This is a genomic window from Oscillospiraceae bacterium (genome assembly GCA_034925865.1).
Classification (GTDB): domain Bacteria; phylum Bacillota; class Clostridia; order Oscillospirales; family SIG627; genus SIG704.
On the sequence record JAYFRN010000009.1, the window covers coordinates 12,865 to 39,809 of the forward strand.

The 26,945-nt window shown below is 41.5% G+C and carries 24 protein-coding genes and 2 tRNA genes; 14 read left to right on the forward strand and 12 right to left on the reverse strand.

Annotated features, from left to right (window positions below; translation table 11 throughout):
• Positions 1 to 39 precede the first annotated feature (39 nt).
• The 4 genes from VB118_05290 to VB118_05305 all read left to right on the forward strand — a co-directional run bounded on the left by VB118_05290 (position 40) and on the right by VB118_05305 (position 2,689).
• A complete protein-coding gene (locus VB118_05290; protein ID MEA4832016.1) occupies positions 40 to 906 on the forward strand; it encodes a hypothetical protein in 867 nt (288 codons plus the stop codon).
• A gap of 29 nt (positions 907 to 935) precedes the next feature.
• Positions 936 to 1,793 carry a hypothetical protein gene (locus VB118_05295; GenBank protein ID MEA4832017.1) on the forward strand — a complete coding sequence of 286 codons (858 nt, stop codon included), beginning with the start codon at positions 936 to 938 and terminating at the stop codon, positions 1,791 to 1,793.
• 29 nt (positions 1,794 to 1,822) lie between these two features.
• Complete coding sequence (locus tag VB118_05300; protein MEA4832018.1) at positions 1,823 to 2,380, forward strand: hypothetical protein; 558 nt, start codon at positions 1,823 to 1,825, stop codon at positions 2,378 to 2,380.
• Between the two features lie 162 nt (positions 2,381 to 2,542).
• Positions 2,543 to 2,689: a hypothetical protein gene (locus tag VB118_05305; GenBank protein ID MEA4832019.1), complete on the forward strand. Its 147-nt coding sequence runs from the start codon at positions 2,543 to 2,545 to the stop codon at positions 2,687 to 2,689.
• 115 nt (positions 2,690 to 2,804) lie between these two features.
• Here the strand turns inward: VB118_05305 and VB118_05310 are convergent, their stop codons facing one another.
• The 9 genes from VB118_05310 to VB118_05350 all read right to left on the reverse strand — a co-directional run bounded on the left by VB118_05310 (position 2,805) and on the right by VB118_05350 (position 13,499).
• A complete protein-coding gene (locus VB118_05310; protein ID MEA4832020.1) occupies positions 2,805 to 3,206 on the reverse strand; it encodes a helix-turn-helix transcriptional regulator in 402 nt (133 codons plus the stop codon).
• A 135-nt stretch (positions 3,207 to 3,341) separates the two neighbouring features.
• A tRNA-Leu gene (locus tag VB118_05315) sits at positions 3,342 to 3,428 on the reverse strand.
• A 110-nt stretch (positions 3,429 to 3,538) separates the two neighbouring features.
• A complete protein-coding gene (locus VB118_05320) occupies positions 3,539 to 4,042 on the reverse strand; it encodes a TspO/MBR family protein (protein ID MEA4832021.1) in 504 nt (167 codons plus the stop codon).
• A 387-nt stretch (positions 4,043 to 4,429) separates the two neighbouring features.
• Positions 4,430 to 5,377, reverse strand: coding sequence for a quinolinate synthase NadA (gene nadA / locus VB118_05325; protein ID MEA4832022.1), 948 nt, complete (start codon positions 5,375 to 5,377; stop codon positions 4,430 to 4,432).
• 12 nt (positions 5,378 to 5,389) lie between these two features.
• Positions 5,390 to 8,398 (reverse strand): putative Ig domain-containing protein, encoded by a 3,009-nt coding sequence (locus VB118_05330; protein MEA4832023.1) that lies wholly within the window; start codon positions 8,396 to 8,398, stop codon positions 5,390 to 5,392.
• A gap of 49 nt (positions 8,399 to 8,447) precedes the next feature.
• Positions 8,448 to 9,014 carry a hypothetical protein gene (locus VB118_05335; GenBank protein ID MEA4832024.1) on the reverse strand — a complete coding sequence of 189 codons (567 nt, stop codon included), beginning with the start codon at positions 9,012 to 9,014 and terminating at the stop codon, positions 8,448 to 8,450.
• Positions 9,015 to 9,155: 141 nt separating this feature from the next.
• Positions 9,156 to 9,947 carry an NYN domain-containing protein gene (locus VB118_05340; protein MEA4832025.1) on the reverse strand — a complete coding sequence of 264 codons (792 nt, stop codon included), beginning with the start codon at positions 9,945 to 9,947 and terminating at the stop codon, positions 9,156 to 9,158.
• A 513-nt stretch (positions 9,948 to 10,460) separates the two neighbouring features.
• Positions 10,461 to 11,939 (reverse strand): hypothetical protein, encoded by a 1,479-nt coding sequence (locus tag VB118_05345; GenBank protein MEA4832026.1) that lies wholly within the window; start codon positions 11,937 to 11,939, stop codon positions 10,461 to 10,463.
• A 300-nt stretch (positions 11,940 to 12,239) separates the two neighbouring features.
• Positions 12,240 to 13,499, reverse strand: a complete 1,260-nt coding sequence (locus VB118_05350; protein MEA4832027.1) for a DegT/DnrJ/EryC1/StrS family aminotransferase — start codon at positions 13,497 to 13,499, stop codon at positions 12,240 to 12,242.
• 548 nt (positions 13,500 to 14,047) lie between these two features.
• On the opposite strand from VB118_05350, the gene spoIVB reads away from it, so the two are divergent.
• The 4 genes from spoIVB (at position 14,048) to VB118_05370 (ending at position 17,992) form a co-directional block, all read left to right on the forward strand.
• Positions 14,048 to 15,169 carry a SpoIVB peptidase gene (gene spoIVB / locus VB118_05355; protein ID MEA4832028.1) on the forward strand — a complete coding sequence of 374 codons (1,122 nt, stop codon included), beginning with the start codon at positions 14,048 to 14,050 and terminating at the stop codon, positions 15,167 to 15,169.
• Between the two features lie 118 nt (positions 15,170 to 15,287).
• A complete protein-coding gene (spo0A, locus tag VB118_05360; protein MEA4832029.1) occupies positions 15,288 to 16,067 on the forward strand; it encodes a sporulation transcription factor Spo0A in 780 nt (259 codons plus the stop codon).
• Between the two features lie 138 nt (positions 16,068 to 16,205).
• Positions 16,206 to 16,523, forward strand: a complete 318-nt coding sequence (locus VB118_05365) for a hypothetical protein (GenBank protein MEA4832030.1) — start codon at positions 16,206 to 16,208, stop codon at positions 16,521 to 16,523.
• A gap of 281 nt (positions 16,524 to 16,804) precedes the next feature.
• Positions 16,805 to 17,992 carry a hypothetical protein gene (locus tag VB118_05370; GenBank protein ID MEA4832031.1) on the forward strand — a complete coding sequence of 396 codons (1,188 nt, stop codon included), beginning with the start codon at positions 16,805 to 16,807 and terminating at the stop codon, positions 17,990 to 17,992.
• A 233-nt stretch (positions 17,993 to 18,225) separates the two neighbouring features.
• On the opposite strand, the gene VB118_05375 is transcribed toward VB118_05370, so the two are convergent.
• A complete protein-coding gene (locus tag VB118_05375) occupies positions 18,226 to 18,402 on the reverse strand; it encodes a hypothetical protein (GenBank protein ID MEA4832032.1) in 177 nt (58 codons plus the stop codon).
• A gap of 118 nt (positions 18,403 to 18,520) precedes the next feature.
• On the opposite strand from VB118_05375, the gene VB118_05380 reads away from it, so the two are divergent.
• On the forward strand, positions 18,521 to 20,035 hold the full coding sequence (locus VB118_05380) for a sodium/solute symporter (protein MEA4832033.1): 1,515 nt from the start codon (positions 18,521 to 18,523) through the stop codon (positions 20,033 to 20,035).
• Between the two features lie 234 nt (positions 20,036 to 20,269).
• Here VB118_05380 and VB118_05385 read toward each other — a convergent pair whose 3' ends face one another.
• Entirely contained in the window at positions 20,270 to 21,382 is a 1,113-nt protein-coding gene (locus tag VB118_05385) for a hypothetical protein (GenBank protein MEA4832034.1), read from the reverse strand.
• Positions 21,383 to 21,486: 104 nt separating this feature from the next.
• Here VB118_05385 and VB118_05390 point away from each other — a divergent pair.
• Positions 21,487 to 21,561, forward strand: a tRNA-Thr gene (locus VB118_05390).
• Positions 21,562 to 21,799: 238 nt separating this feature from the next.
• On the opposite strand, the gene VB118_05395 is transcribed toward VB118_05390, so the two are convergent.
• Positions 21,800 to 22,870: a Gfo/Idh/MocA family oxidoreductase gene (locus VB118_05395; GenBank protein ID MEA4832035.1), complete on the reverse strand. Its 1,071-nt coding sequence runs from the start codon at positions 22,868 to 22,870 to the stop codon at positions 21,800 to 21,802.
• A gap of 318 nt (positions 22,871 to 23,188) precedes the next feature.
• Here VB118_05395 and VB118_05400 point away from each other — a divergent pair, with 318 nt between their 5' ends.
• The 4 genes from VB118_05400 to scfB all read left to right on the forward strand — a co-directional run bounded on the left by VB118_05400 (position 23,189) and on the right by scfB (position 26,944).
• Entirely contained in the window at positions 23,189 to 24,052 is an 864-nt protein-coding gene (locus tag VB118_05400) for a YitT family protein (GenBank protein ID MEA4832036.1), read from the forward strand.
• A gap of 346 nt (positions 24,053 to 24,398) precedes the next feature.
• The gene (locus tag VB118_05405; GenBank protein ID MEA4832037.1) at positions 24,399 to 24,872 is read left to right on the forward strand and encodes a YrzE family protein; all 474 of its coding nucleotides are present in this window, start codon (positions 24,399 to 24,401) and stop codon (positions 24,870 to 24,872) included.
• A 200-nt stretch (positions 24,873 to 25,072) separates the two neighbouring features.
• Complete coding sequence (gene scfA / locus VB118_05410) at positions 25,073 to 25,219, forward strand: six-cysteine ranthipeptide SCIFF (GenBank protein ID MEA4832038.1); 147 nt, start codon at positions 25,073 to 25,075, stop codon at positions 25,217 to 25,219.
• A 285-nt stretch (positions 25,220 to 25,504) separates the two neighbouring features.
• Entirely contained in the window at positions 25,505 to 26,944 is a 1,440-nt protein-coding gene (gene scfB / locus VB118_05415; protein MEA4832039.1) for a thioether cross-link-forming SCIFF peptide maturase, read from the forward strand.
• Position 26,945: the final 1 nt, after the last annotated feature.

Below are 26,945 nucleotides of genomic sequence, written 5' to 3' on the forward strand. Positions count from 1 at the left end.
GTTCTTAGAGGTTACCTATACAATATAACAGGAGAAAACATGATGATTTCAAAATCAAAAAAGCTGCTCTTAATCGTTTCTGTTTTGATTATACTTATATCAGTTTTCTCCTGCTCCCCAAAATCGCCGGAGACGCTTCCTCCTGAAACAACACAAACATTATCCGCAGGAACAAATACAAAAGAAGCTGAGCCAATAGAAACAGCAAACCGAACAGAAACCACGGTATTACCCGCAACAACGGCGGAACAGACTGATGAAAAGCAGACAGGCATAAGCGAACAAGAAAAAGAAAAAACCCCATATGAAATAGAGCAAGAAGAAAGAGAAAAAGCGATAATAGCGCTGAACCGTCCAATGACTCATGGCGGAGTTTATAAATCCATTCTTGATGATTTTTTTAATGAGATGTTAGAATCATATACTTATATAGGTGTTCTACTTGACGATCACGATAAACAGATTAATGAATTTACAGAAGTATGTGAGAAAGAATTTGAAGGAATGACGCTTGATCAAATACTTGAAAGCCATTGTGCAACTTATACTGGCATTAGGTATTTTAATATTACAAAAGAAAATTTTTCAAAAGAATGGACCCCCCAATATCCAAGTGATTCACCATTATACCTTTCTCAGGAAATAGTTGACGCACTCTACAACGACAACTGGCTCGAAGCAAAGGAAGCGCTCGCGCTTCCGGAAACAATCTATTTCGACGGAACGATATACCGTTACAAAGACCTCAATAAAGAGCTTTTGACAGAACTTTTGAATAAAGGTCTCGACAAAGCAAAGGCGCATAAATATTTCGAGTACATGGAAAAGTTCCTCGCGATATATTTCCCTGACGTTCTTGAAAACACCCGCGAATCGTTAAATATAATGCTTGATATGACGAAATGATTTAATTTTACAATATAACAGGAGAAAACATGATGATTTCAAAATCAAAAAAGCTGCTTTTAATCGTTTCTGTTTTGATTATACTTATATCAGTTTTCTCCTGCTCCCCAAAATTGCCGGAGACACTTCCTACCGAAACAACACAAACATTATCTGCAGGAACAAATACAAAAGAAGCTGAGCCAATAGAAACAGCAGACCCAACAGAAACAACAGTATTGCCCATAACATCGACGGAACAGACTTGTGAAAAGCAAACAGGCATAGGCGAACCAGAGAAAGAAAAAAGCCCATATGAAATAGAGCAAGAAGAAAGAGAACAGTCAATAAAAGAGCTTAATCGTCCGTTTACTCCCGGTGAAATCAATCTTAATTTCTATTTTGATGAGATGCTATGTTCAAATACTTATATATGTATTTTTCTTAATAACCCTGATAATCAAATTGATGAATTTGAAGAGTTCTTTAAAAACGAATTGATAGGAATGACACTTGATCAAAAACGCGAAAGTCACTGTACAACATATACAGGTATTAGATATTTTAATATTCCCAAAGAAGAATTTCTAAAGGAATGGGGTCCGCAATTCCCAAAAAACACACAAAGCTACCTTCCTCAAGAAATTGTCGACGCACTCTACAACGATAACTGGCTCGAAGCAAAGGAAGCGCTCGCGCTTCCGGAAACAATCTATTTCGACGGAACGATATACCGTTACAAAGATCTCAATAAAGAGCTTTTGACAGAACTTTTGAATAAAGGTCTCGACAAAGTAAAAGCGCATAAATATTTCGAGTATATGGAAAAGTTCCTTGCGATATATTTCCCTGGTGTTCTCGAAAACACCCGCGAATCGTTAAATATAATGCTTGATATGACGAAATGATTTAATTTTACAATATAGCAGGAGAAAACATGATGATTTCAAAATCAAAAAAGTTGCTCTTAATCGTTTCTGTTTTGATTATACTTATATCAGTTTTCTCCTGTTCTCCAAAATTGCCGGAGACGCTTCCATCCGAAACAACACAAACATTATCCGCAGGAACAAATACAAAAGAAGCTGAGCCAATAGAAACAGCAGATCCGCCGAAAACCACGGTATTACCCGCAACATCGACGGAACAGACTTGTGAAAATCAGACAGACACAGGCGAACCAGAAAAAGAAAAAACTGAACAACAGATTGCGGAAGAAGAAAGAGAACAGGCAATAAAAGAGCTTAATCGTCCGTTTACTCCCGCTGGGATTTGTGATGCTCATTTGGATTATTATAATGATGAAATACTACAATCGTTGACATATATTGATTTCGTTGTTACCGACGAACAAAAAATAAATGAGTTTATGGAATACACCTACAATGTTAAGTGTAAAGGTATGACAATCGATCAAATATGTGAGAGCACATTAGCAACATACGAAGGTATATGGTATTTAAATATCCCTAAAGAAGATTTTTTAAGGCAATAGGGACCTCATCATCCCAAAAACACACAGAGATACCTTTCCCAAGAAATTGTCGACGCACTCTACAACAACAACTGGCTCGAAGCAAAGGAAGCGCTCGCGCTTCCGGAAACAATCTATTTCGATGGGACGATATACCGCTATAAAGACCTAAACAAAGAGCTTTTGACAGAGCTTTTGAATAAAGGTCTCGACAAAGTAAAAGCGCATAAATATTTCGAGTACATGGAAAAGTTCCTCGCGATATATTTTCCTGACGTTCTCGAAAACACCCGCGAATCGTTAAACGTAATGCTTGATATGACGAAATGATAAATTTCCTGTTTTTTTCTCCTTCACAGGAATATATTATCGACAAAATAACGCGCCAAAAGCGCGTTATTTTGTTTGCTATTTTACCGCTTATAAAACAAAGTATACTTTAATATCATCCGTTCCAGCCGTATTTAATCACAAAATAAATAACATATCCCCAATTCAATAATCCGTGAAAAATCGCCCAGCCTATCGAATGCCATTTTACATATGAAATCACCATAGCGAGCGCAACGCCGAAACCGATTCCCTGCTTTGCGGTATTGCCAACTGTCTGATTTGTGACATTGGTGATATTTGTTACCATATTCCGTTTTTCACCATATATTATTTCTTCAACAGACACATTAAATATCTGAGAAAGTTTGAATAAAGTATCGATATCCGGTTGTGTTTTTGAATTCTCCCAATTTGATACGGCTTGTCTGGTCACATTCATTTTTTCGGCAAGCTGATCTTGAGTCATGTTATTATCTTCTCTGAATTTTTTAATTATTCTTCCTATATTGTCCATATAACCGCCTCCTTGTTCTATATTATAACTCAAATCCCATTTATATCAAGCAACAATTTATTGCTGTCACTTAAACATGGAATTTTTATAAATGCCAAATTAAAAATCCGACTTGCAAATGCAAGTCGGATTTATTGGTGCCGGTAGTCGGGGTCGAACCGACACGGTATTGCTACCACTGGATTTTGAGTCCAGCACGTCTGCCAATTCCATCATACCGGCAAAGGAAAAGTATCGGCAGATGGTATTATAACATATCGGTGACCGAAATTCAACAGTTTTTTCAACATTGTTCCATAATAAATACAAATTCAATAATACATGTCGCCATTTTAAAAATTTAGCAGATAAACGCTATAATTCAATATACCCGCAAATATCAACCAAAGAAGATACGGCACCTGAAGCCATGCCGCCGGACGGCTAATCCTTGCGAACGCAAATATCATTGCGGCAACAAGCAGCGCGAGAATTACGAGCCATATAAACGAAACAAGATAAAACTGTCCCTTGAAAAATAATATCGGCCATACGAAATTAAAGGCAAGCTGTGTGAAATATAATATTGCCGCCGCCTTTTTCTCAGACACGTGGTTCTCTTTTATATAAACCAGATATGACGATATACCCATTAACCCAAAAAGAATCGTCCAGACAATCGGGAAAACAACCGGAGGCGGAGCAAATGCCGGAAGGTTCAGCGATTCATAGATTTGCCCTGCTCCGCGTGTAATAAATCCGGAAATTCCGCCTACAGCAAGCGGTATAACCATGGATATCAGAAATTGCTTAATTCCGGATGGATTTTTTTCTGTTGCTTTTTCTGTGTTTGTCATAACTCCGCGCACCTTCATATTATATTTTTATTATTTTATGCGGCAATTTCTATTTAAATTCCCTTTATTCCATAAATATATCAAAGGAATTATTAACTCAGCAATTAAATAATTACCGCTTAAAGAGAGAAAAGACTCTGGTATATGGGCTTTTCTCTCTTATAAAACAAGACTTATTTAATTGCCGAGTTAATAATCAAGCTTTCTCGATCTCCGCCTTGCTCCAATAATTTCTGATATAAACACTATTGCAGACTTTCAGCAGTATATTTCCGTTCTTTCAGGATATAAAAAAAGCTCTGTTATTAAAACGGCATTTACTTATTTAAATGCAGAGTTAATAAAAGAGCTTTTTAAGGTATGTACGGTGGTCAGGATACTCAGTATTTATTTGCTTTTGCTGCCAAGGCGGATCATTTCGTCTATACAGCGTCCGGCATCCGCAATAGTTTTCGGATCAAGGCTTATTTCCTCACCTTCGCCATTAAGCGCGTCAAATACGTCCACCAAAGTCGTAAGCTTCATATCAAGACATATCAGCTTTTTTGAAAGCGGGTAAAATTTCTTTCCCGGCGCGTCATATTGCAGATGCTCCGCCACAGCTAATTCTGTGCCGATGATAAATTCTTTTGCTTCGCTTTCCTTCGCGAAATCGATTATTCCCGCCGTTGAACCTACATAATCCGCTTTTGCGACAACCTCTGGCACGCATTCCGGATGCACCAAGACAAGCGCATTGGGATGGGCATTCTTTGCTGTGTCGACTTCTTCGGGAAGGACAGAAGCATGTATCGGGCATCCGCCGCTCAATAGTTTTATGTTCTTTTCCGGGCATTGCTTTGTGACATAGTCGCCTAAATTGCAGTCAGGGATGAAAAGAATGTTTTTATTTGATATATTTTTTACAATCTTTACAGCCGAGCTGCTTGTCACACAGACATCGCATACCGCCTTTAAAGCGGCGGTTGTGTTTATATACGCAACGACGGTATATCCCGGGTTACAGCGTTTAAATTCCTCTACTGTTTTTACATCAAATTGTTCCGCCATTGGACATGCGGCACCTGAATTGGCAAGAATCACACGCTTTTCGGGTGAGAGAATTTTAACGGTCTCAGCCATAAACCTCACGCCGCACATTACAACGGTTTTGTTTTGAACCTTGCTTGCCTTCACGCTGAGCTGATATGAATCGCCGGTGAAATCGGCAATTTCACATATCTCACGCGCTTGATATGTGTGTGCAAGAATACATATGTCTTTTTTTAATTTTAGTTCTTTTATTTTCCTCTGAAGTTCGCCGACATTTGCGGCAGGAGCTGAAGCAGTCGCCATTATTTGTTCCTTTCAAGAATGCTTGGTATGTTTTGGGAGCTTTTTATTGCTTTTATTTTGTTTCTTTTTACTGCGGTCATATCTTATTATGGCAATATACAGTCCGAACAGCACGGCCGATATACATATTATGATCAGAATTATCAAAAATATAATGTCCAGAGCGCTTTTTCCGTCATCGCGTTTTCCATACCAGCTGTTGATATTAAAACTCTTGTTAAAGCTTTCGATCATTTGATTGCCCGAAAAGCTGACAGTAACTTCGGAGCATTTCCAACCGTCTTCAGTTTCGTTGCTGAAATTTATTCTTGAAGGCTCTCCGATCTCAGGCGGTAGAATTATGTTGAAATTTTGTGTCTCTCCGCGGGCAAGCGGAGAATTATACAGCTTTGAAAGCTCATTTGTTATGTTTATTTTATCGCTTAGCTTTTTCTCTCCGGTAAATCTGTCCGTATATTCAAACTGCATCAAAACTTCCGAGGCGGTATCCGCACCCGGCTCGTCGGCAGTAGTCAAAGTGAAAGTGTAGGTATTTTTACCGAAAATCTTTATATTACACTGAACACTCGCCGTGCTTTTATTGGTGTCGGTAACCGTCACCGTGAACGGATACAGTCCGTTTAATAAGGCGACACCCGATATTTTACCTGTCACATGATCAAAATCGAACCCATTCGGTAGTTTCCCCGCTGTTACACTATACTCATATGGCTCCGCTCCTTTAGCAACGGAAAAGCCGGAATATTCAAAGCTTTCCCCTTCAATGCCATACGGAATTTCGGTATTATAAAGCTCTACTCCTATTATATTCCAGCGAGCGTAATAAACTTTATCGGCATTGATTTTAACGCTGCCATTAACGGCTGTGTCTCCTTCTCCGGAAGGTTTATCAAACCAGCCCAGAAATTCATATCCGCTCTTCACCGGTACCGGAAGAGTAATATTCTTCCCTTTTTCCAATGACGTCACCTGATCTTCAAGTCCTGCTATCCCGTATGAAAGCGTGACCGTAACCTGACCGATCATATCGTTGAGCTTTGCATCTCCGCGGATAATGCAGGAGCCTTGTATCAGACAGCCCGCACCCGCTCCGACATCCTTGGCAGGATTCTTTTCAAGCTCGGCTTTATTCGATATGTCGCTATCAGAAAACAAGATATCTGAGTATTGCGGATTGAAGGATATCGGTTCAACCAAAGCTTCATCCGGAATTTGTTTCTCAATGTCAGGTTCAATTTTAAATTCGCCGAATGCGTAATCTCCGTGAACATATGATTTTTGTGTCGTTACAGGCTGATCCGGCTCGGTTCCGATTTCCGCCGTTTGGTTTTCGTTTCCGGTCTGATTTCCAGTATCAACTTCGTTTCCGGAACCATTCTGATCATCGGTGTTTTCGACCTGAGCTTCGGTAACGGTGACAATGATCTGTTTATTGGATACACTTTTGACCACCGCGCTGTCCGAAACGTTTACTGATATTCCCGCGGCGTTTTTCCCGCCGCCGATACCGGCACCGTATTTGCCGCCAGCTGCTCTGACCTGAGCGCTGCCTGAGATGGTAAGCGAACCGGACACCACAAAGCTGTCGACCGAATTTTTGCTACCAAGCCCTATTCCGGCTCCGAGATTACCGCCCTGCGCGACGACATTGCTGTTATCTGTTATCGTAACCGTTGAAAATGACCCGCAATCGGCTCCCGTACCGATTCCCGCTCCGCCCTTTCCGCCGACAGCAACGCATGACGCGGATGAATTTATCAATATTGAGGTTATATTTCCGTTAGAACCGCTGCCTATTCCCGCGCCGTTTTTACCGCCGAGCGCTCTTACGACAGATGATCCGGTTATTTCAATACTGCCCTCTTTTACAGAGAAAGCGCTTCCAATCGCCGGGCAAAAGCTTCCGCCGTAAGCCTTGACATTTGCAAATCCGGATATTTTCAAGATATCGAATCTGCCGCCGATTCCGGCTCCGTATGAACCGCCGATTGAACAAACGACTGATTTATCACCGATTGTTATATTGTCTGCCGAACCGGATGTATATTTGGCACTTCCGATCCCGCTGGCATTTTCACCGCCGCCCGCTCTGACCGAAGCCGCGCCGGATATTCCGATATGCTTGACGCTGCCGTTGTATCCGCAGCCTATTCCGGCACCGCCGGCTCCGCCGTGAACGCGAACCGACGCCGAACCTGAGACCGCAATTTCTGATACGGATCCGGATTCACCTGTTCCGATTCCCGCTCCGTTTACGGCGCCCTGAGCTTCTACTTTCGCGTTATCGGTAATAAGGATTGTCCTTGACACCGTTCCGTTTTTACCGGAACCAATTCCGGCACCGTAAAGACCGCCGGCGGCATGCACAGACACATCCTTCGAAATAGTGACGCTGCGTGCGCCTCCATCCCGTCCGCCGCCTACTCCCGCGGCTCCTTCTCCGCCGTACGCCCATATATTGACATTATTTGTTACCGTGATATCTCCGGTATCGGTACCGACAGTATCGGCTCGCCATCCTCCGCCGATTCCGGCTGCATATTTACCTCCGGATGCGTCCAGATAGCCATCTCCGCGTATTGTAAGGGAAGCGAATTTCCCGACCTGCAGACCGGCCATATAATCACTTCCGGCAAGGCGGTTATTCCCGATCAAAGTTAAGACAACATCCTCGCCGAGATCCATACAAAAAGGGCTTTCCAGAAAATAAGAATTCTCTATTATAACGTTGTCAAGCGTGATGTTTGCTGACACATTTCCGCATATAAATATAGAATTGCGGGTCGTTTCACCGCCCTTGATTATTATTTCCGTATTGCGGCCGACTGACTGAGAAGTTTTTTTCTGAGTTATCAGCAGGTTGCCGGCATTGTAAGGATCCTGTTCTATTCTGATGCTGCCGCTGTTGATGATATATTCAACAGGAGCGGCATAAGCGCAAAAAGGATTCACCGCAATGACAAAAAGCAGCGCGGCGGCGATCAGTATTATTCCTATGTATTTTATGTTTGTGCGGGACATTGGGGTTTGATTCCTTCGGATTTATTTTTGGCGCGTATTATGTTTATTATCAATATATAAGCTTATCAGAAGCAACAATGATATCGCGGCGGTAAAATTTAAGTATATCAACGGCCTTTTTTATGGCGTTGAAATACAACAGCTGCTTCTGTCCGTTCGCGTCTTTATATATTATGAAGTAAAGACTCGGCGAAGACATTGAATCGGCCGCAATAATCTTCTTTTTAATATCAGGCGATTCAATCCTGTTTTTATATTGCTCCTCGACAGGTGCGCAAAATTCAACGTCCGCGAGCTTGAAGCCGCAAAGCTTCTTCCTCTGGCGGCGGCCGTATATTGCTTCCATTTCCATTTCGCCGGCCGCGATAACATACTCGTATTCAACGGAAACAAATCTCCAGAGATACCATCCGAGTATTATAAACAAAAGCGCGTAAACCGCGCCGATTGCCGGCATTTTTTCCAAAAGAAACGCAGACGAAACAATGAACACAACAACAAGCGCCAAAATAATCAGAATTTTTTGTGCCAATACTTTCCCGGTGTTTTTTCGAGGAACGAGATATTCAACATAATTTGCAGTATATCCTTCGTTGCTCTTCAAATTGTTTGTCATTATATATCTCTCCACTTTAATATTATTCTTTGACAGTATATCATATTTTCTGTCGATTTTCAACCTGTTTATTATAGCCTACATAAATTTAAGCCGGCAATCAATAACGACCGTCGGCTTTTCCTAATAATGTACTTGATATTATAATGCGTGCTCCGCTGACCAGAGACCTTTTTCTATTGCTTTTTCCCAATCCACATGAAGAGTACGGATTGTTCTTGAAAATCCGATACGTTCTTCTTTCTTTACGATGACGCCCATATCAATAAGCTCCATTAAGGCCGTTCTGACATTGTCTTCACATACATGATAACGGACGGCCACATATTTTACTGTCGATAAAAAGGTCGGGTATACGTTCTTTTGTCCCTGTTTGAATAAATAATCAAAGTTTTCGATCAGCATCTTATAGTAATTTACGCGTTCATCATCCTGATTCGGGAACTCAATACATTCGTCGGCGATTGATTTCAATTTACCGCTGACAGCGCCTTTTACGCCATATATAATTATCTTTTTTTTCTTTTTTATTTTCAAATACCTGACGACCGAGCTGAAATGTCCGTCGCCGGTAAATAATATGTAGGTATCCGCTTTGGGGTTTTCATCTGCTTCCTGATAGATACAGTCGAGCATTATGAAATCCGTGTAGTCCTTTTTATATGTCAGAGAAGGATTTTGTGTGTCTATAATATTATTTGTCACTTCTCTGATGCCATCCATTTCATTCCTGAGCAGCGGATTAGTAAAGTCGCCGAAGAAAAGCATCTTAATTACATTAAATCTCTTTGTAATTTCCTCGTATTGATTTCTGACCTGCGGCCGCATATTGTGCAGTCTGCTCAGGGAAATACACCAATGCTCGAAATCGACAAAGATGATTGCGGTTGGGAGGGACGCATTTTTTTTGCGGAACAGCTCGAAAAAGCTCATAAATCTTTACCTGACCTTCCCTGTGTTATCCTTTTCTTTTTTTGATTTTTTATAGCAGATTCCTTCTTTTTATATAATTTTATCTGAATTTTCTTTTACTGTTGGCTTTTTCTTTTATATTTAATAATATTTTGCTTAATATTTTCTGTTATATATTCTATAATATCATATTTTATGGAAAAAGTATAGAGTATATTGCAGAATTTTTTATACTTTCCGGAAACCTCTAATAGCTATAAATTAAATGAAAAATAGAGGTTGCTGTTTCGCGATTAATTTATAATGTCTGCTGAAGTTTTTGGAAATCGAAAAACCAGCCAAAACCTGCAGTATCCATTAATTACCATATGCACCTGAACAATCATTATTTTTATATTTACCTTACTGTCGTATGTGTTTTATGATTATTCAGCAAACATTAAATAATGTCTTGTTTCTTTGTTCCAATTTTAAACACGAAAAAGCGGGAAGCAAAATATAACTTCCCGCCTAGTAAGCTATTTCATTGTGAACTTATTCGCCCCAGACATCAATTAAATCATTATACGTTTTGTCCATGGCTGTCTGCGCTCCGCTCATGGCAGCATCAAGTTTAGAAGTGAATCCGCCGTTCGTACTTACGGCAGAGCCGATAACATTAACTAATGAACCCCAGCCGAAGGTATATCCGACATCATATATTTTTGAAGAAAAAATTATATCAAACATGTCTCTCGTGTCCAGATCGGGCGTGAGACGCGATTTTATATAGCTATCATAATATGCCGGAGTCAAATCCTTACGACCATAATAAGCAAGCTCCTCCATTATAATTCCGGTCATAGCCAAATCGGAATTGGTGGATGGCACACAGTACCCGGAGCAGGCATTCGTGAGAACAAGATGATAATACCTGTCCTGCGTCGCTTCGTATTTCGGTATCGGAAGAACGCCGCAAACATCAGTCATCTGAAGATACTGACGAAGATTATATATGTTTGCCGGACGGAACATTACTTTTCCGGCGACCATATTCGCATTGAGCGTGGTCCAGTCTCCGAAATTCTTTTCAACAACGCCGACAACGGAATTGTCATTGTATATATCCGCGATCTTCTTTACCACTTCCGCGGAACGTGAGTCATTTATAGTAATAACAGGTTTTCCGCTTTCATCAAGGCTCGCGAAGCGTTCGCCGCTTCCGTGGAACAGACAAAACGCGCTGCTGAAAGCATGGCCGAGGCCGTATTCATCGTTCTTGTCAAATTTTCCGTCGCTGTTCAGGTCGTGAGTGCCAAGCTTCGCAAGAGTGTACATTGTGTCAAGCGTCCAATTGTTGTCCTTAATATATTGATAAGGATTGATATCGTATTCGGCGGCAAAGGTTTTATTGAACGCGATACAAATATTAAGCTCTTCGTCAGATATCGAAATGTCGCCGGTGATTGTAAACAGCTTGCCTCCGATTGCAAGGTCTTTCTGTATCTGCTGATCCCAATATGTCTTTGTGAGGTCAAGATTCTCTACGTTGTGAAGCTCGACAAGCGCGTTCTTCTCAACAAGAGTATATACGGTATTCATCATCGGCGCGACCAGCTCGTAATCATCGGTGCCGGCGGATATGGAGGTCATTGCCAATGTGCTGACGTTGTCAGCAGTTGTGACTATCGGTTTTATTGTGATTCCGTATTTACCCTCAACGGCACCTTGTCTCATATGAGCCGCTTCGTAAATCATTTCGCCTTCCTGATCGTTATTATCATAGAAATCGATGTTGTCGATGTCCGTGCCACCCTTGTATATAAGTATGCGGAATTCCTTGCCTTTAAAGTCGACATCAGTGGGTACATTAGGCACTTCTTCAGCCTCAGAAGTTTTTTCAGTCGTTGCGGTCGGCTCTTTCGTGGAAGTTTTGTTCGCCCCTGTATCGTTTCCTTTTGTCTGCTCACAGGAAACGAGAAGAAACGATGCGATTATTATAGTAATTAATACGCGAAGTGTTTGCTTTTTCATCGATAATCTCCTTATTTAATTCTTATAAGGCATATTTTTAATCAATTGTAAACCATTGATTAAATTATCAGCACCGATAAGTGTATGTATTATGTCTACATTAAATTATATCATATAGATTTCACAAATTCAATATACTGCGACTCGAAATTTTTTGCGATGTTTTACCAATAATAAATATTCAATGTCATATTATTATGCTTTTCCGAATAAATGTTCTGTGAGTACAGGCCTTTTATTCGAGTTCACCCAAAAAACAAACCCGCGGCATATGCCGCGGGTTATTTTTATGCTGTTATATTATTTGCCGACTTTTTTAGCGGTGTTTCTGATTCCTGCGATGATATTGTCGCAGTCAGTCGTGGTCAGACGCGGATGCATCGGGGTGTTGAATTCTCTCTTATAGAAGAATTCATCAGCCTTCGGGCAGAGATGAGTTCCGTATCCCATATTCCGGAAGCTCGTGAAGTCATATGTCGGCTGATAGTGGAGAATTCCCTGAACTCCCTCTTCTTTGTAAAGAACTCTCAGGAAATCGTCACGTGAAGCGCCGAGTACTTTTTCTTCGATGCAAACTGTGTAAAGGTGATAAATGTGCTTGCAGTTCGGATCTTCGAAAACGGGGGTCACTCCCTTAATGCCGCGGAGTCCTTCGGTAATATAACGGCCAAGCTCGATTCTCTTTGCGTTGAGCATCGGAAGCTTTTCGAGCTGGCAGACGCCGACCGCGCCCTGGCATTCGGTCATTCTATAGTTGTTGCCGTGCTTGCCGTTGACGTCTCTGTTGTCAAAGTGTGACGGCAGCCAATAATCGGTCTGATTCTCCCAGTTGAAGTTGTTCATGCAGCGGAGCTTGTCGATCTTTTCATAAAACCAGTCGTTGTTGAAGGTGATCATGCCGCCTTCGCCGAGAGTTGTGATGTTTTTGAGAGAATGGAAGCTGAAGCAGCCGAAATCTCCGATGCTGCCGGCTTTTCTGCCCTTGTATTCGGCTCCGGGCGCGTGAGCGCAGTCCTCAAGAACATAAAGATGGAATCTTTTTGCGATATCCATGATCGGATCCATGTCGCACATTTGTCCGCCGTAGTGAACGACAAAGATTGCTTTTGTTCTGGTGGTTATCTTCTTTTCTATTTCAACGGGATCAATATTAAAAGTCATAGGATTAATATCGGCAAATACGGGGGTTGCGCCTTCTTTGATTATTGCAAGACTGGTTGCGACAAAGGTGTTCGGAGTGACGATGACTTCATCTCCGGGAACAAGACCCATTGCCTGTGCGGCAACATGCATAGCGGTCGTGCAGTTGGAAGTGGCAAGAGCATACTTTGTGCCGGTCATATCGGCAAAATTCTTCTGGAATTCGGCAACCTTCGGACCCATTGTAAGGGAATCCTGGTGCATAGCCTTCAGAACGGCCTTCTCTTCTTTTTCATCGTATATGCTTCCGAAGAAGGAATACGGAACTTTCAATACTACGCCGTCGTCAACGCTGTAGCTTGAGGTTATACCGCCTTCGGAATCGTTTCCTACGGCGAGATCTTTTTCTTTTTCGGTCATGGCAATAAATTTCCTTTCGAAAATAGTATTTTTCAACTGTTACATTATAACATATCGAAATAAAAAATGCAACGGTTTTGGCAAAAGAATTTTTATAATAATAAGACATTTTTTGTTCTTTTGCGAAACGTCTTATTGCTTCGGTGATTTGTCCTGTAATTGATATAAGCTTGTTTTAATGTGCAGTATTTAAGACATTTATTGCTATTAGCCTATTTGTTGTTATTATTAAAACAGCAATTAATTAATCGTTATTTCACAAGAGAAAAGCATTGATATATGCGCTTATCACCCGCATGAAAAAGCAATTAACTTAACTTGAGGCAGAGCAATGAACGGCTTAAAATTATTGCATAAGAGAAAAGCCTATATGTCAGAGCCTTTTCTATCTTTATACTGTAATTTTAATAAGTGATTAAGAATAAATCACGGTTCAAATGGTGAAAATATTTTAAGAACTTTTTTTCATTTTTTGAAAACACAGGATGATCCGGATATATTATCTATGCCAAATTTTTTAAAGCAAGTCAAAAGTATCAATACATATAATTCCGTTTAAAGGCACACATTATGTTTGCGCGAAAAACGCAAAAAACGAGCGGAGAAAAAAAATGCAAATAAAAACAATCGGGCGCTTAGCGGCAATCATATCAATCATTGCTTTGATATTTACAGCATTCACGGTTCCTTTTCAGGATACTGCTGTTGCTGCAGCGGCAGTAGGGGATGAAATAAAGCTAATTCCCGGCGGAGAAAGCTTCGGTATGAGGATAGACGCCGCAGGAGTTGTTGTAACAGGTATTTCGGAAATTGATTCGGGTGGAAATAAAATTTCGCCGGCGCAGAATGCCGGGATCAAAAAGGGCGATATAATCCTTATGATTAATAATAAGGAAACAAACTCTTACTATGATGTCGTAAACACCGTGGAAAAGAGCGGAAACGCCGATATAGTCCTGACAATCATGAGAAATGGCGAAAAAATCTCTATTAAGCTTCGGCCGGCGAAAAGCGATGCCGACGGAAAATATAAATGCGGAATCTGGATCCGCGACAGAGCTGCCGGAATAGGAACCATAACGTATATCGATCCCGCAACAGGCGAATTCGGCGGACTCGGGCATGGGATCTATGATACCGAATCCCGCGTTTTGATGCCCATGCGCAGCGGAGATGTATTCAATGTAATTCATTCCGAGACAATAAAGGGCGAAAAAGGAAAACCAGGCGAGCTTAGAGGAATATTCGGCACAAAAAATCTTGGAATATTAACAGCCAACACGGAATGCGGTGTATTTGGTATGCTCAACCAAGAAGGCCTTAATATAACAAGCTCGAATTTTATCGGAATAGCTTCGAAAGATGAGATAAAACCAGGTAAAGCGACAATTTACAGTACTCTTTCGGATGGCGTAAAAAGGGAATATGAAATAGAAATTGAAAAAATCGGTCCCGGAAACGGCGAAGCCAAAAACATGCTGATTCATGTAACCGATGAAAAGCTTCTCAACGAAACAGGCGGCATAATTCAGGGCATGAGCGGGAGCCCTATTATACAAAACGGCAAACTCATCGGCGCTGTGACACATGTGCTTGTAACCGATCCAACACGCGGTTACGGTATATTTATAGAAAATATGATCAAATGCCGTCCTAAAGTGGCGGCGTGAACAATATTGGAAATATTTGTAATTAATTTTACGGAATACTATTGATTTTTTTGGAAATTTATGTTAATATATCCTCACCGACATAAAAACTAATAATTTTAGATAGGGAGTATTAACCATGAGTCATGACGCAGTATTGAAAGTATTCATCGTAGATTCCGGGAGTGATTACAGATATGTATGCTCGGAAAACCTAAAAAAGCTCGGCTTCGATGTTGTAGGCGACACCGGAGACGGTCAGGAAGCGCTTGTTGCAATCAGAAGGCTTAAGCCTGACGCGGTCCTATTGGACATGTGGTTTCCGGGCTTCGACTGTGCCGGGCTCATACGCGAAGTTAAAAAAGTGATGAGCTCCGGCGCGCCGAAATTTATACTTGTCACAGGAATTACGAACAAGAAGCTGCTTGAAGAAGCATTTACGGCAGGTATTTCAAACTGTATGATCAAGCCTTTTGATTATCAGAGCCTTGCCGACAAAATCAGACAAACGGTTAATTCACGTAAAGGCGATATGATCGCGGGCGATCGCGTATCGGATTATGATCTTGAAGCTTCTGTCACAAGGATAATACATCAGGTCGGTATTCCCGCGCATATTAAAGGATATCAATATCTGAGATGCGCAATAATGATGGTCGTGCGTGACAGCCGTATAATAAACGAAGTAACAAAAACTCTTTATCCTTCCGTGGCGCGTGAGTTTGACACGACTTCTTCCAGGGTTGAACGAGCCATACGCCACGCGATTGAAGTCGCATGGGACAGAGGCGATGTTGATGTATTGAACTCGTTCTTCGGATATACAGTGCAAAACACCAAAGGCAAACCGACAAACAGCGAATTCATCGCAATGATTGCTGATAATTTAAGATTGAAAATGCGTGGCATGATTTCATAAATTTTCTTATTTTCGTAATAATCAACATTAATTCTAAATTTTTCGTATTTATTACGGCAAAGTCCTTTTTATAGTACATGATATGTGCTATACTTAAAGCATGAAATAAAACCGGACAGTATAAAGGAGACAAATAATATGATAGGAACAATACTTGCCGTCGCGTTTTTCGGCTTTGTAATAGAATTATGCCGTATTGAAAACGAGGAGCGGAATCCTGCCCCGCATCCTCGCCCTTCCAAAAGAAACGCGGGACAGATCAGAAATTCCCGTAATGCCGATGCGGAATTTCAAATCATGTATGCGAGATATCTTGATAAAAAGAGCCAGGGTCTAATAGAAAACAAATCATGTAATCAGCTTGTATATACCGGCGAAAGATACGGTGGAATGCAGAAATGCGCGAGCGTTGAGATGCGCGGCTTTCTTGAAAGAAAGCCTGGCAAAGAACTTTAATTTATAGATTCAGGCGTTGCGGTATATACCTCGGAAAGCCGGAAACATAAGTTTCCGGCTTATTTTTTTCTGAAAATGGTTTGATGTGCTTTTAGCTAAAAATCATAATAAACTTACTATTAATATTATGTTTACAATATTTCCATTGAAACATAAAATTTTGGCAGTAATATGGAATTGAGATCAAATGTCGAATATTTATAAAAGTTAAATACATTTTAATATAAATAGCAATATGTATATACAATTTTAAGCGTCTTTCTCACATCAGGAGGAGAACAATGAAACATTCAAAAGTTATTTCAGCATTTTTATTTATTCCCATAATTATTGTATCCGCTTTTTCGTGTGTAAACGCGCCTGAAAACACAACCGAAACCGCAATTAATACGCGAGAGACCATTTCGAAAACAATAGAGCCTTATACAAGTGTAACTACAGAACCGATTATAAGCACAAATGAAGAAAATTTTCCGGATGGCAGCGATGATATATCGTTTAGTCTTTTTGCTTTTTGCGGCGATGAATTGGAAATTTCAAAATCGATCAGCGACTTAACATCAAATATATTTGATATAAATAACATGGACGCCACACAATATTCATTCTTTACAAGAAAATATTATTCCTCGATAATAGGCCCTGTTTATGAATACACATCGAAGGTGAGAGAAACGGCAAGAGACAATTTAAAGAAGTTTTTATCGCTTATAGGAATTTACGCAGAAGACGCTGAAATCAACACAAATAATACAGTTTATCAAGAGGAATATATAAAAGACGGGCTGGAAGTAGGAAGCTCCATAAATTATGGAATAAGAATCTCAAACACCTCATTTGACGTCGACATAAATACTTCTCCGGAGGATATCTTAAAATTAATCAATAACGATATACGCATTAAATCTGCCTGTATCTATAACAATATAAAAAATCCTTTTGTTTATAAAACCGTGAGATATTATCAATCCGGAGAATTTATGGGCAAAATATGCGAAGTAACATTCAAAATCATTGATAAATCAAATTATATTAATGACGCGCAAAATAATGTTATTAAATATGTAGAAATAACATACAATCTGGAATTTACGGCTGAATCTAGATGTATTTTACGTATCGCAAATGAACCCGTTACAGAAATAAGCGTGAAGGAAGAGGACGCCGTCTCATACGATGAAGCGTTGGATTTCCTTCAAAAAGGTTATTATTATTTGGGAAAGGGTCTTTTCCCGTCGATAATAATACCCGTATCGTTATCTGAAGTGGAATTCTGTGAACTTACGTATACAAATATTTTTAATTATATATCACTACCGAATAATAAAATTACGCCTGCTTATTATATTCCTTGCTATAAATTTTACGTAAAAGGTGAAAAAGATCAAAATGTACCGGAGCTCACCGATTATTATATATGTTATATCCCCGCCATCAGGAATTACGCGGTTTTCCCGGACAAGTATTGATAAGCCTTCCCGTACTTATACTAATCTTTTTCCTGACTTACTTCTATCCCGATTTCCCTTTCGAGATTTACGGGGAAAAGACTTTTCAAAAATAATTTGCCCGTTCCCCTTGACAAATGATGAACGTCAGTATATAATTTTTACATATTGAAAAGCGATGATCGGGAGTAAGACGCAGCGCGTCTTAACGACAAAGAGAACGTTTACAGAGAATTGCCGGTTGCTGAGAGGCTTTAAGCAGAATCTCTGTCGGATACATCCCGGGAGTTGCATCGCAGAAACATCATACGCGGTTTTGATGCCGCGGGAAAGTATGCGATGCCGGGCGCGGCCGTTATTCCGCCGGGGTATAATACATTTTTTAGTGTTTCGTACCCGTCAAGGTTCTGCTTCGCGAGAAGCTTGAACAAACAGAGGTGGTACCGCGAATTTCGTCATGATTTTCGCCCTCGGGGTTTTCCCCGAGGGCTTTTTTATGTTCTGTTCGCTTTCGATCCGCTTTTCAAAATTCATTTTTGAGGTTATGCTATGTTCTGGAAAATCTTCATGCTCGCTGTATTTTTCTTGATCACCGTCATCGTCGGCTTTATGTTCCGTAAAAAAGCGAATGATGTCGGCTCATTCGTGCTCGGCGGACGAAATGTCGGCCCGTGGCTTACAGCTTTCGCATACGGTACGAGTTATTTTTCCGCCGTTGTTTTCGTCGGATACGCCGGCCAATTCGGATGGAATTACGGCATATCAGCAACGTGGATCGGAATCGGAAACGCGGTTTTCGGCAGTCTGCTCGCCTGGGTCGTCCTGGCGCGCCGCACTCGCATCATGACCAAGCATCTGGATGCCGCGACAATGCCTGACTTTTTTGAAAAAAGATACGACAGCCGCGCAATCAAGCTTATCTCCTCTCTGATCGTATTCATTTTTCTCATTCCTTACTCCGCTTCAGTATACAAAGGATTGTCAGGCTTGTTTTCTATGGCCTTCGGCATTGATGTAGTATACTGTATAATTATCATGGCCGTTTTTACCGCCATATACGTTATAATCGGCGGTTATTTTGCCACAGCCGTCAATGATCTCATACAGGGCTTTATCATGATCGTCGGAATCATCCTGGTAATTGTCGCCGTTCTCAACGGTAAGGGCGGTTTTACGAATGCAATAAATTCACTCTCGCAAATAGAAATCGAAGCCGCGCCGAACATGAAGGGTGCTCTTGTATCATTCTTCGGTCCCGATCCCATCGGACTTATATCCGTTGTAATAATGACAAGCTTCGGTGCCTGGGGGCTTCCTCAGATGGTTCATAAATTCTATACCATAAAAGACGAACGCTCCATTAAAAGCGGAACGATTATTTCAACCGTATTTGCGTTAATCATCGCCGGCGGCTCATACTTCATGGGCGGCTTCGGAAGACTATACTATTCTCCCGAAAACGGCAAGGTTCTTTATGATAATATCGTACCGACAATGCTGTCGAATCAGCTCTCCGATATACTCATCGGAGTAGTTCTGATGCTCGTGCTGTGCGCCTCCATGTCGACTCTTTCATCTCTTGTGATTACATCCAGCAGCACATTTGTCCTAGATTTTATCAAGGACAGCCTTAAAATAAACATTGACAAGAAAAAGCAGCTTTATTTTATCCGTTTGCTTTGCGCGGTTTTCATACTTATATCGGTAGTGCTTGCCCTTAATCCAAATTCTCTTATCACCGCGCTCATGTCTCTTTCCTGGGGCGCTCTCGCGGGAGCTTTTGTCGGTCCGTTCATGTACGGGTTGTTCTGGAAGCGTGTGACAAAAGCCGCCGTATGGGTGAGCTTCATCTGCGGAGTGGGATTCATGACGGCCAATCTATTTATCAGTTTCATGCCGATGACAATGGCGGCCACCATTGCGATTATTATTTCACTTATCATAGTGCCGGTTGCTTCTCTTCTCACGCGAAAGCCCGATTCGGGGAAGGTTGAGAGCATTTTCTCATGCTATAATGAAAAAGTAATCGCTCCCACGGTCGAGGTTTTACCGGACGAAGAATAATATAAAATTTAGGAGAACTTTTGGTAGGCCTCATTAAAGCTTTTCTATCTTTAAAAAATGCACCGGGGACTTTTACAGAAAAAGTCTCCGGTGTTCTTGTTTGATATTTATTAAAACAGCAATTAAATAATCCTTGTCTTATAAGAGAGAAAAGCCCATATACCAGAGCCTTTTCTCTCTTTTTAGCGGTAATTATTTTATTGCCGAGTTAATAATTAATGAGTTTTAGTGGCCTTAATCGGGATATTTTTCTTTTATCACATCGCTTATGAAACAGGGCTTGTATCCGTTTTCGCCGGCCCATGCGCAGGCCGTACGGATCTTCTTCTCATAATCCGGCTGATACGCACAGTAATACGGATAGAAATATTGCTCGTGTGTGACAAAATTCATCGTTCCCGCCTCCGTGGGACGCTCGTCACGCAGATAGTCGAGGCGCGGGCGTATCGCGTCGAGAGCGAAGGCATCGATAACCATCTTGTCCTTGGAGAAAATAATTCCTTCTTTATTGTCAACCCAGAAATCGCGGTCAAAGCAATGAAGAGTCTGTTCTTTATTAAGATAATATGAAACATACGGATCGCCGTTCGAATCAAATGTATAGTATCCGACAAGACAGTTTATACCGCATTCGCGTAGAGCTCTCGCGCCTTCTACCGTGGTTTCTCCATAGTGAAGCCCGTTTGCGCTCGTATTCATCGTTTCTTTTCCGGCGAAGCGGATAATCTGATCTGTCACAAGGTTATAATCGCGGATGAGCACGGAATAAGGTGAATAACGATAAATTCTCGACGGTTCGTTGGCATAAGCGTGGAACGTGAGCTTAAGCCAGCTGTTGTTGGCGATGAATTCCTCTTTGTACTTATCCGGCATCATCGTGAGGTCAAAGCCATTTTCGTCGGTATAGTATATATTCATATGTACATCGGTCCCGAAGTCGTTGTTCAGATTCTTGAACAGCCGGAAAAACGCGCAGTCGAAAATGGATTTATATTCATCCTTTTTTTCAGCGAGCTCACGAACCGACCAAATTATATCGTCAAGCGCAAGGCGGTATTTTTTATCCGCGCTTTTGAAGCGATAAATATATATTACTTCGTTTTCCGCACCGCATTTGGCGTCAAGCGCCGTGCGGTATCCGTTTATTGTAATGGGCACAGAATATTCGCACATGCCCTCGCTCCCGCGGCCTGAATCAATGGCTTTGTGTTCGTTGACTGTCAGCTCACAGCCTGCCGGCGCAAGAAGCCTTACATTTATCGCAACGCCGCCGTTTTCATCGGCTTTTCCGTCTGCGGGAGTGATTACGTCTCCGTCAATCGGGAATAGAAATCTGATTTTTGACATTATTCATACCTCATAAATAATAAAATTTATATTGACATACCGAATCAAATGTGATATATTATTGCTTGCGCGTTCCGAAATAAATACGCGATAAACATATAAATGCTGGTGTAGCACAGTGGTAGTGCAGCTGATTCGTAATCAGCAGGTCGTGAGTTCAATCCTCACCACCAGCTCCAGACGAAGTCCTCCTGAATCCGGAGGCTTTTTTTGTTTCGCTAAATGATCAAACTTGCTTTCAAGGCAAAACATGCTGGAATTCGCAACGGTTTCCGTATCGCCTATCGCATATCGAATATCGACTGAATGATTATATCAAATATACATAAAGAAAGCAAGCATTCACATGTCGATATAAATAATTTTCTGAAGCAAAAAAGGCGGATCACTAGATCCGCCTTTTATTATCATTGAATTTTATTGTCTGTAGAACAACGGTATATCCATCCAAACTCCGCCCTTCATAGCCGCTTCGTGCGCGATAAGTCCCGGAAGCGTCATATCGAGAGCCTTGACAACATCGATAGCGGGCTTTCTGTCATATAGAATATCATCGATAAATGTCGAGATAAGGTAATATTCGCATGTACCGTGACCGCCGGCTCTGAGTTGTTCTGAGGCATTCGGATCACTCGCGAGGCAGTTGTAGTCCACGCCGCCCTCATCGATACCCTCGAAATATCTGCGGGCACGAGTGGAAGTATAGCTGTCCGTTTCGATGAAGCCCTTGCTTCCATAGACGGCGTATCCGCAGAGCGCGGGCTGACGCGGAGAAACGCTGCTTCTTAATAGGCGGATAGTCGCGCCCTTTGAAGTTTCAAAAAGTGCGCATTGCATATCTATAGCTCCGGGGCCGACATTTTCTATTATATTTACGCCTGTTCCGGAGGCTGTGCCGCGGACGATATAATCGTCGAGCCAGAAAAGAATCGGACCCAGACTGTGTGAACAATAATGAAGCGGAGCGCGCTGTGTTCTCCAAAGGTTATTACCGGATTTGTCAATTACTCTGTCCCTGATTTCATGGACATATTCGCCCTCGGCATAATGAATATGACCGAGATATCCTTTGTTGATGAAATCCTTCCACTCAAGAACGAAATGCATGTAATTGCAATTTTCGGCAAGCATATATTTGGCTTTTGAACGCTTTACGGCGTTGTATATGTTTTCACAGCCCTTAACTGTGTTTGCGGCGGTGACCTCGCAGAGAACGTTTATGTTCATGTCGAGCGCTTTTATGACCTGCTCCTCATGATAAGGAATCGGAGTGCCGAGGATTACGAGATCAAGACCCGAATTGATGAATTCGTCATAATTTGTAAATAACTGCTTATCTGTAAGATTGAAATGCGGTGCGTTTTCGGCAAGCTTTTGCTCATCAAAATCGCAAAGAGCCGTTATTTCGGTTCTCGGGTTGTTTTCGATGACATAGCCGTATGCGGTGCCTCTGCCGATACCGACCATGCCGACGCGAAGCTTATCCATATTGTAATACCTCTTTTGAATATAAATAATTTTAATTTTCAGAAATTGCGAGCATATCGTCTCGGATGGCCTTTAAGACAATATTCTCTATGAGATAGAATAGCAATTTTCAACACGTTTGTCAACAGAAATAAAAAATAAATTTACTCTTTGCTTACCGACATGCCGTTTGATAATACTTTGATATCACACAGCCTTTTGCCTGCGCTCAGTTACGCCTTATTTTCACAGCCGGTATGTAAATCGGGAAGAATTTATGATATAATCATGTCATATTGACTATAATGTTTATGCGTAATTCGGTTAAGGAGCCCTTTCATGAAAATACTGTCCAAATTCAAACTGAACCTAAAGGAATTTGCCCTTTTAAATCTCGGTATTCTGCTGATATCGGCAGGAGTTTATTTTTTCAGCTTTCCGAACAAATTTGTCGACGGCGGAGTTTCGGGACTTGCGATAATTCTCGGCAACATTCAGAATGTCGTGTCTACGGCGACAATAATCGTTATTATAAACACTCTTTTGCTTATCGCCGCATTCATCATCCTGGGCAGGGATTTTGGTTTTAAAACAATATACGCCAGCTTCATGTACTCGGCAGTAACATGGGTGTTTGAAAAACTGGTTCCGCTCAAGGCTCCTCTGACGGGCGAGACATTTATGGAGCTGTTGTTTTCCATAGGGCTTCCCGCAATCGGATCGGCTATATTGTTTTACCTTAACGCATCAAGCGGCGGAACTGATATCATTGCCCTTATATTAAAAAAATACTCTTCCCTGAACACGGGAACAGCATTGCTCGCTTCAGACGCGCTGATCGCTTTTTCGTCTCTGTACTTTTTCGGAATACGCACAGGAATGTTTTCGGTGCTTGGGCTTTTCATGAAATCCTTCATAGTAAACAATGTTGTCGAAAGCTTGAATATGTGTAAATATTTTACAATTGTCACTGAAAAAGAAGAAGAAATTCGTAATTACATTATTCATGAACTTGAACGCGGCGCAACCTGCGTCGACGCGGTTGGAGCCTTTACGGGGTCAAAAAAGAAAATGATTATGACAGCCTGCAAACGATCAGAAGCTGTCATGCTTAAACGAATGATAAAAAAAGCCGATCCGGACGCGTTTATGTTCATCACCAACACGAGTGAAATAATCGGAAACGGATTTTTAGGTGTATGAGACAATGACGCTTTAATCTACGCAGAAATTATAACAAACGTCGACCATATGGCCGGCGTTTGTTTTCCATATGCTGCTTGTGTCGGTTATACGACTTATGCTATGTCATATTCGAAATCATATTTTAATTTTACCGCAATGCTTTGGATACTTGCAGTAATATTCACAGCTTTTGCGAATATAATTAAATATAAGTATTTTATTACGAAATATCCGCATTATGTGCGGCATCACAATACATATTTATACTTTATGCTGTCGTGAATGAGATCGCTTTGATATCCCAGATGGGCCGCGGCTCTTTGAAAAATAATTGTAACAAAATTCTGACGCCTGGAGAAATAATATGAAGAACAAAACAAAACGCTCTTTGACCGGTTCCGGCAATGTTTTTTTAAGCGCGATTTCATCGGCGTTCGCCGGATTCATCCTTGCGCTTTGCGTTATGCTGCCTGCCGCCGCCGTAATATCAAAATCCGAAAAGCCCGAAACCTTTTACAGTATAGCGGCTATAGCCTGTCTCGCCCTCGGTGCGGTATTCGCGGGCGCCCGCTTCACATCCAAAACCGGAAAAGCTCCCGGAGCCGCCATGCTTTGCGGAGCGGTGTTCGCATTGATTACCCTTGCTTTTTCCTTAAGCGCCGGAGCGGGGGGAAATTTAGATTTAATGAGCATCGTAAAGCTTGCAATATGTCTTGTCTTTTCTGCGATCGGCAGTTATATCAATACAAGGCTGTCCAAGGGACGCGGCATAAAGAGCATAAAGAAGACGATATCGAATCCATCCTTCCGCCGTGCATTCGCAAAATCAAAGAAATAACAGGCGGATAATTTTAAACACATGACAGGATAAAATACCAGAACCTTCGCCGTATGATTTGCCGGCGGAGGTTTTCGCCTGCAATCTTTTAATAATAAAACGCTTTCATTGTAAGAAAATATTCAAAATAAAGTGTTGATTTTGTATCCGGCGTATGTTATAATCACTTTGTTTAAAATTATGGCGAAAGGCGATTCATCATGAAAAACATTAAAACAATAAATACGAAGAAATCAATTACACAAATTAAAAAGTCCGGATGCGGCGAATGCCAGGCCTCCTGCCAATCCGCGTGCAAAACATCATGCACGGTTGCTAATCAGAAATGCGAAAGGGTCTCAAAGTAATATAATTCTTTGAGGCTCTGCTGTGCATACTTTTTAACGCGGAAGGGGGTAATGAGGAATTTTTCATTACCCTCTTTATTTTTAAATTTTTATTTGCGATGAGTATTATTAAAATTATTGTCTGAATTATAAGAGAAGCTCTATATCATAGCCTTTCTCTTAATAAAGCGGTATAATTTACGCATCAATAAACAGCAGTTTTTTATATGAGACTTTTTCTCACGAGAACTAATTGTCTAATTTACTCGCAAATAAGCACATATTATAATTATTAAGGACTATAAAATGCAATACGGTATGATTCATAAATTTGCTTCCGATGGTTATTATCTTGTCCTCGATGTAAATTCCAACACTCTACATTCGGTAACAAAACCGATTTACGATATACTTGATTTTATTGCCCCACCGTTTTCCGAAAATATTCCGGAATCTCTGTACGGAGAAAAAGCTCTTTCATATTTAGACGAAGAGACGCTTTCCGAGTGCTGGGCGGAAATTCGCGAACTGTATGACGCCGGGATGCTGTATTCTGCCTTGCCGGAGCTTGACAGCGCCGCAATGAACTTTGATTCTATGCCGATAAAGTCAATGTGCCTGCATATAGCGCATGACTGCAACATGAGATGCCGCTATTGCTTTGCTGAAACAGGCAGCTTTCACAGCGAACGCTCTATGATGAGCTATGAAACCGGAAAAGCGGCTCTTGATTTTTTATATAAAGCATCCGGTAAAATACGCAATCTCGAGGTCGATTTTTTTGGCGGTGAACCGCTCATGAACTTCGACGTTGTGAAAAGCCTCGTCACTTATGCCCGTGAGCGTGAGAAAACGCTTGACAAGCATATAAGATTCACGATAACCACGAACGGCTCGCTGCTTGACGATGAGTCGATCGCGTTTATAAATGAAAATACGGATAATGCAGTGCTTTCCTGTGACGGGCGACGTGAAATACACGACTTCATGCGCCCCGCAGAAGACGGAAGCGGCACATACGACACAATCATGCCAGCTTTTAAAAAGCTTGTCGCCGAACGCGGCGAAAAAAGCTATTACATACGCGGGACATACACACGTAAAAACCTCGATTTTTCGCGTGACGTGCTTGCTATGGCCGCCGAGGGCTTTGATCAGATCTCCGTTGAGCCGGTCGTACTTTCTCCGGAAAGCCCATATTCAATACGCGAGGAGGACCTTCCGCGGATACGCGCCGAATACGACGTGCTTGCCGCGGAATTGATACGACGCAAGCAGAAAAAGGAAGGGATGTTCAACTTCTTCCACTTTATGGTCGACCTTGACGAAGGCCCGTGTATATACAAACGCATAAAAGGCTGCGGAAGCGGGAGAGAATACATCTCGGTGACGCCGACGGGAGATATATATCCTTGTCACCAATTTGTCGGGAAAACCGAATTTATGATGGGAAATGTCTTTGAAGGAAGCATTGACCAGAAAATCAGAAAGCAATTCACACGTGCCGCCGTGCTGTCAATACCGAAATGCCGCGACTGCTGGGCCAAATTTTTCTGCGGCGGCGGGTGCGCGGCCAATAACTACAGCTTTAATTCCGATATTAATATTCCCTATTCGATCGGCTGTGAAACCGAAAGGAAACGGCTTGAATGCGCATTGATGCTCAAAGCCGCGGAAAACGGGGAACCGCTTGAAGCGGAGTCGCCCGAAGCGAAATCGTTCGAAGCGAAGAAAGCTCAGCATTAAT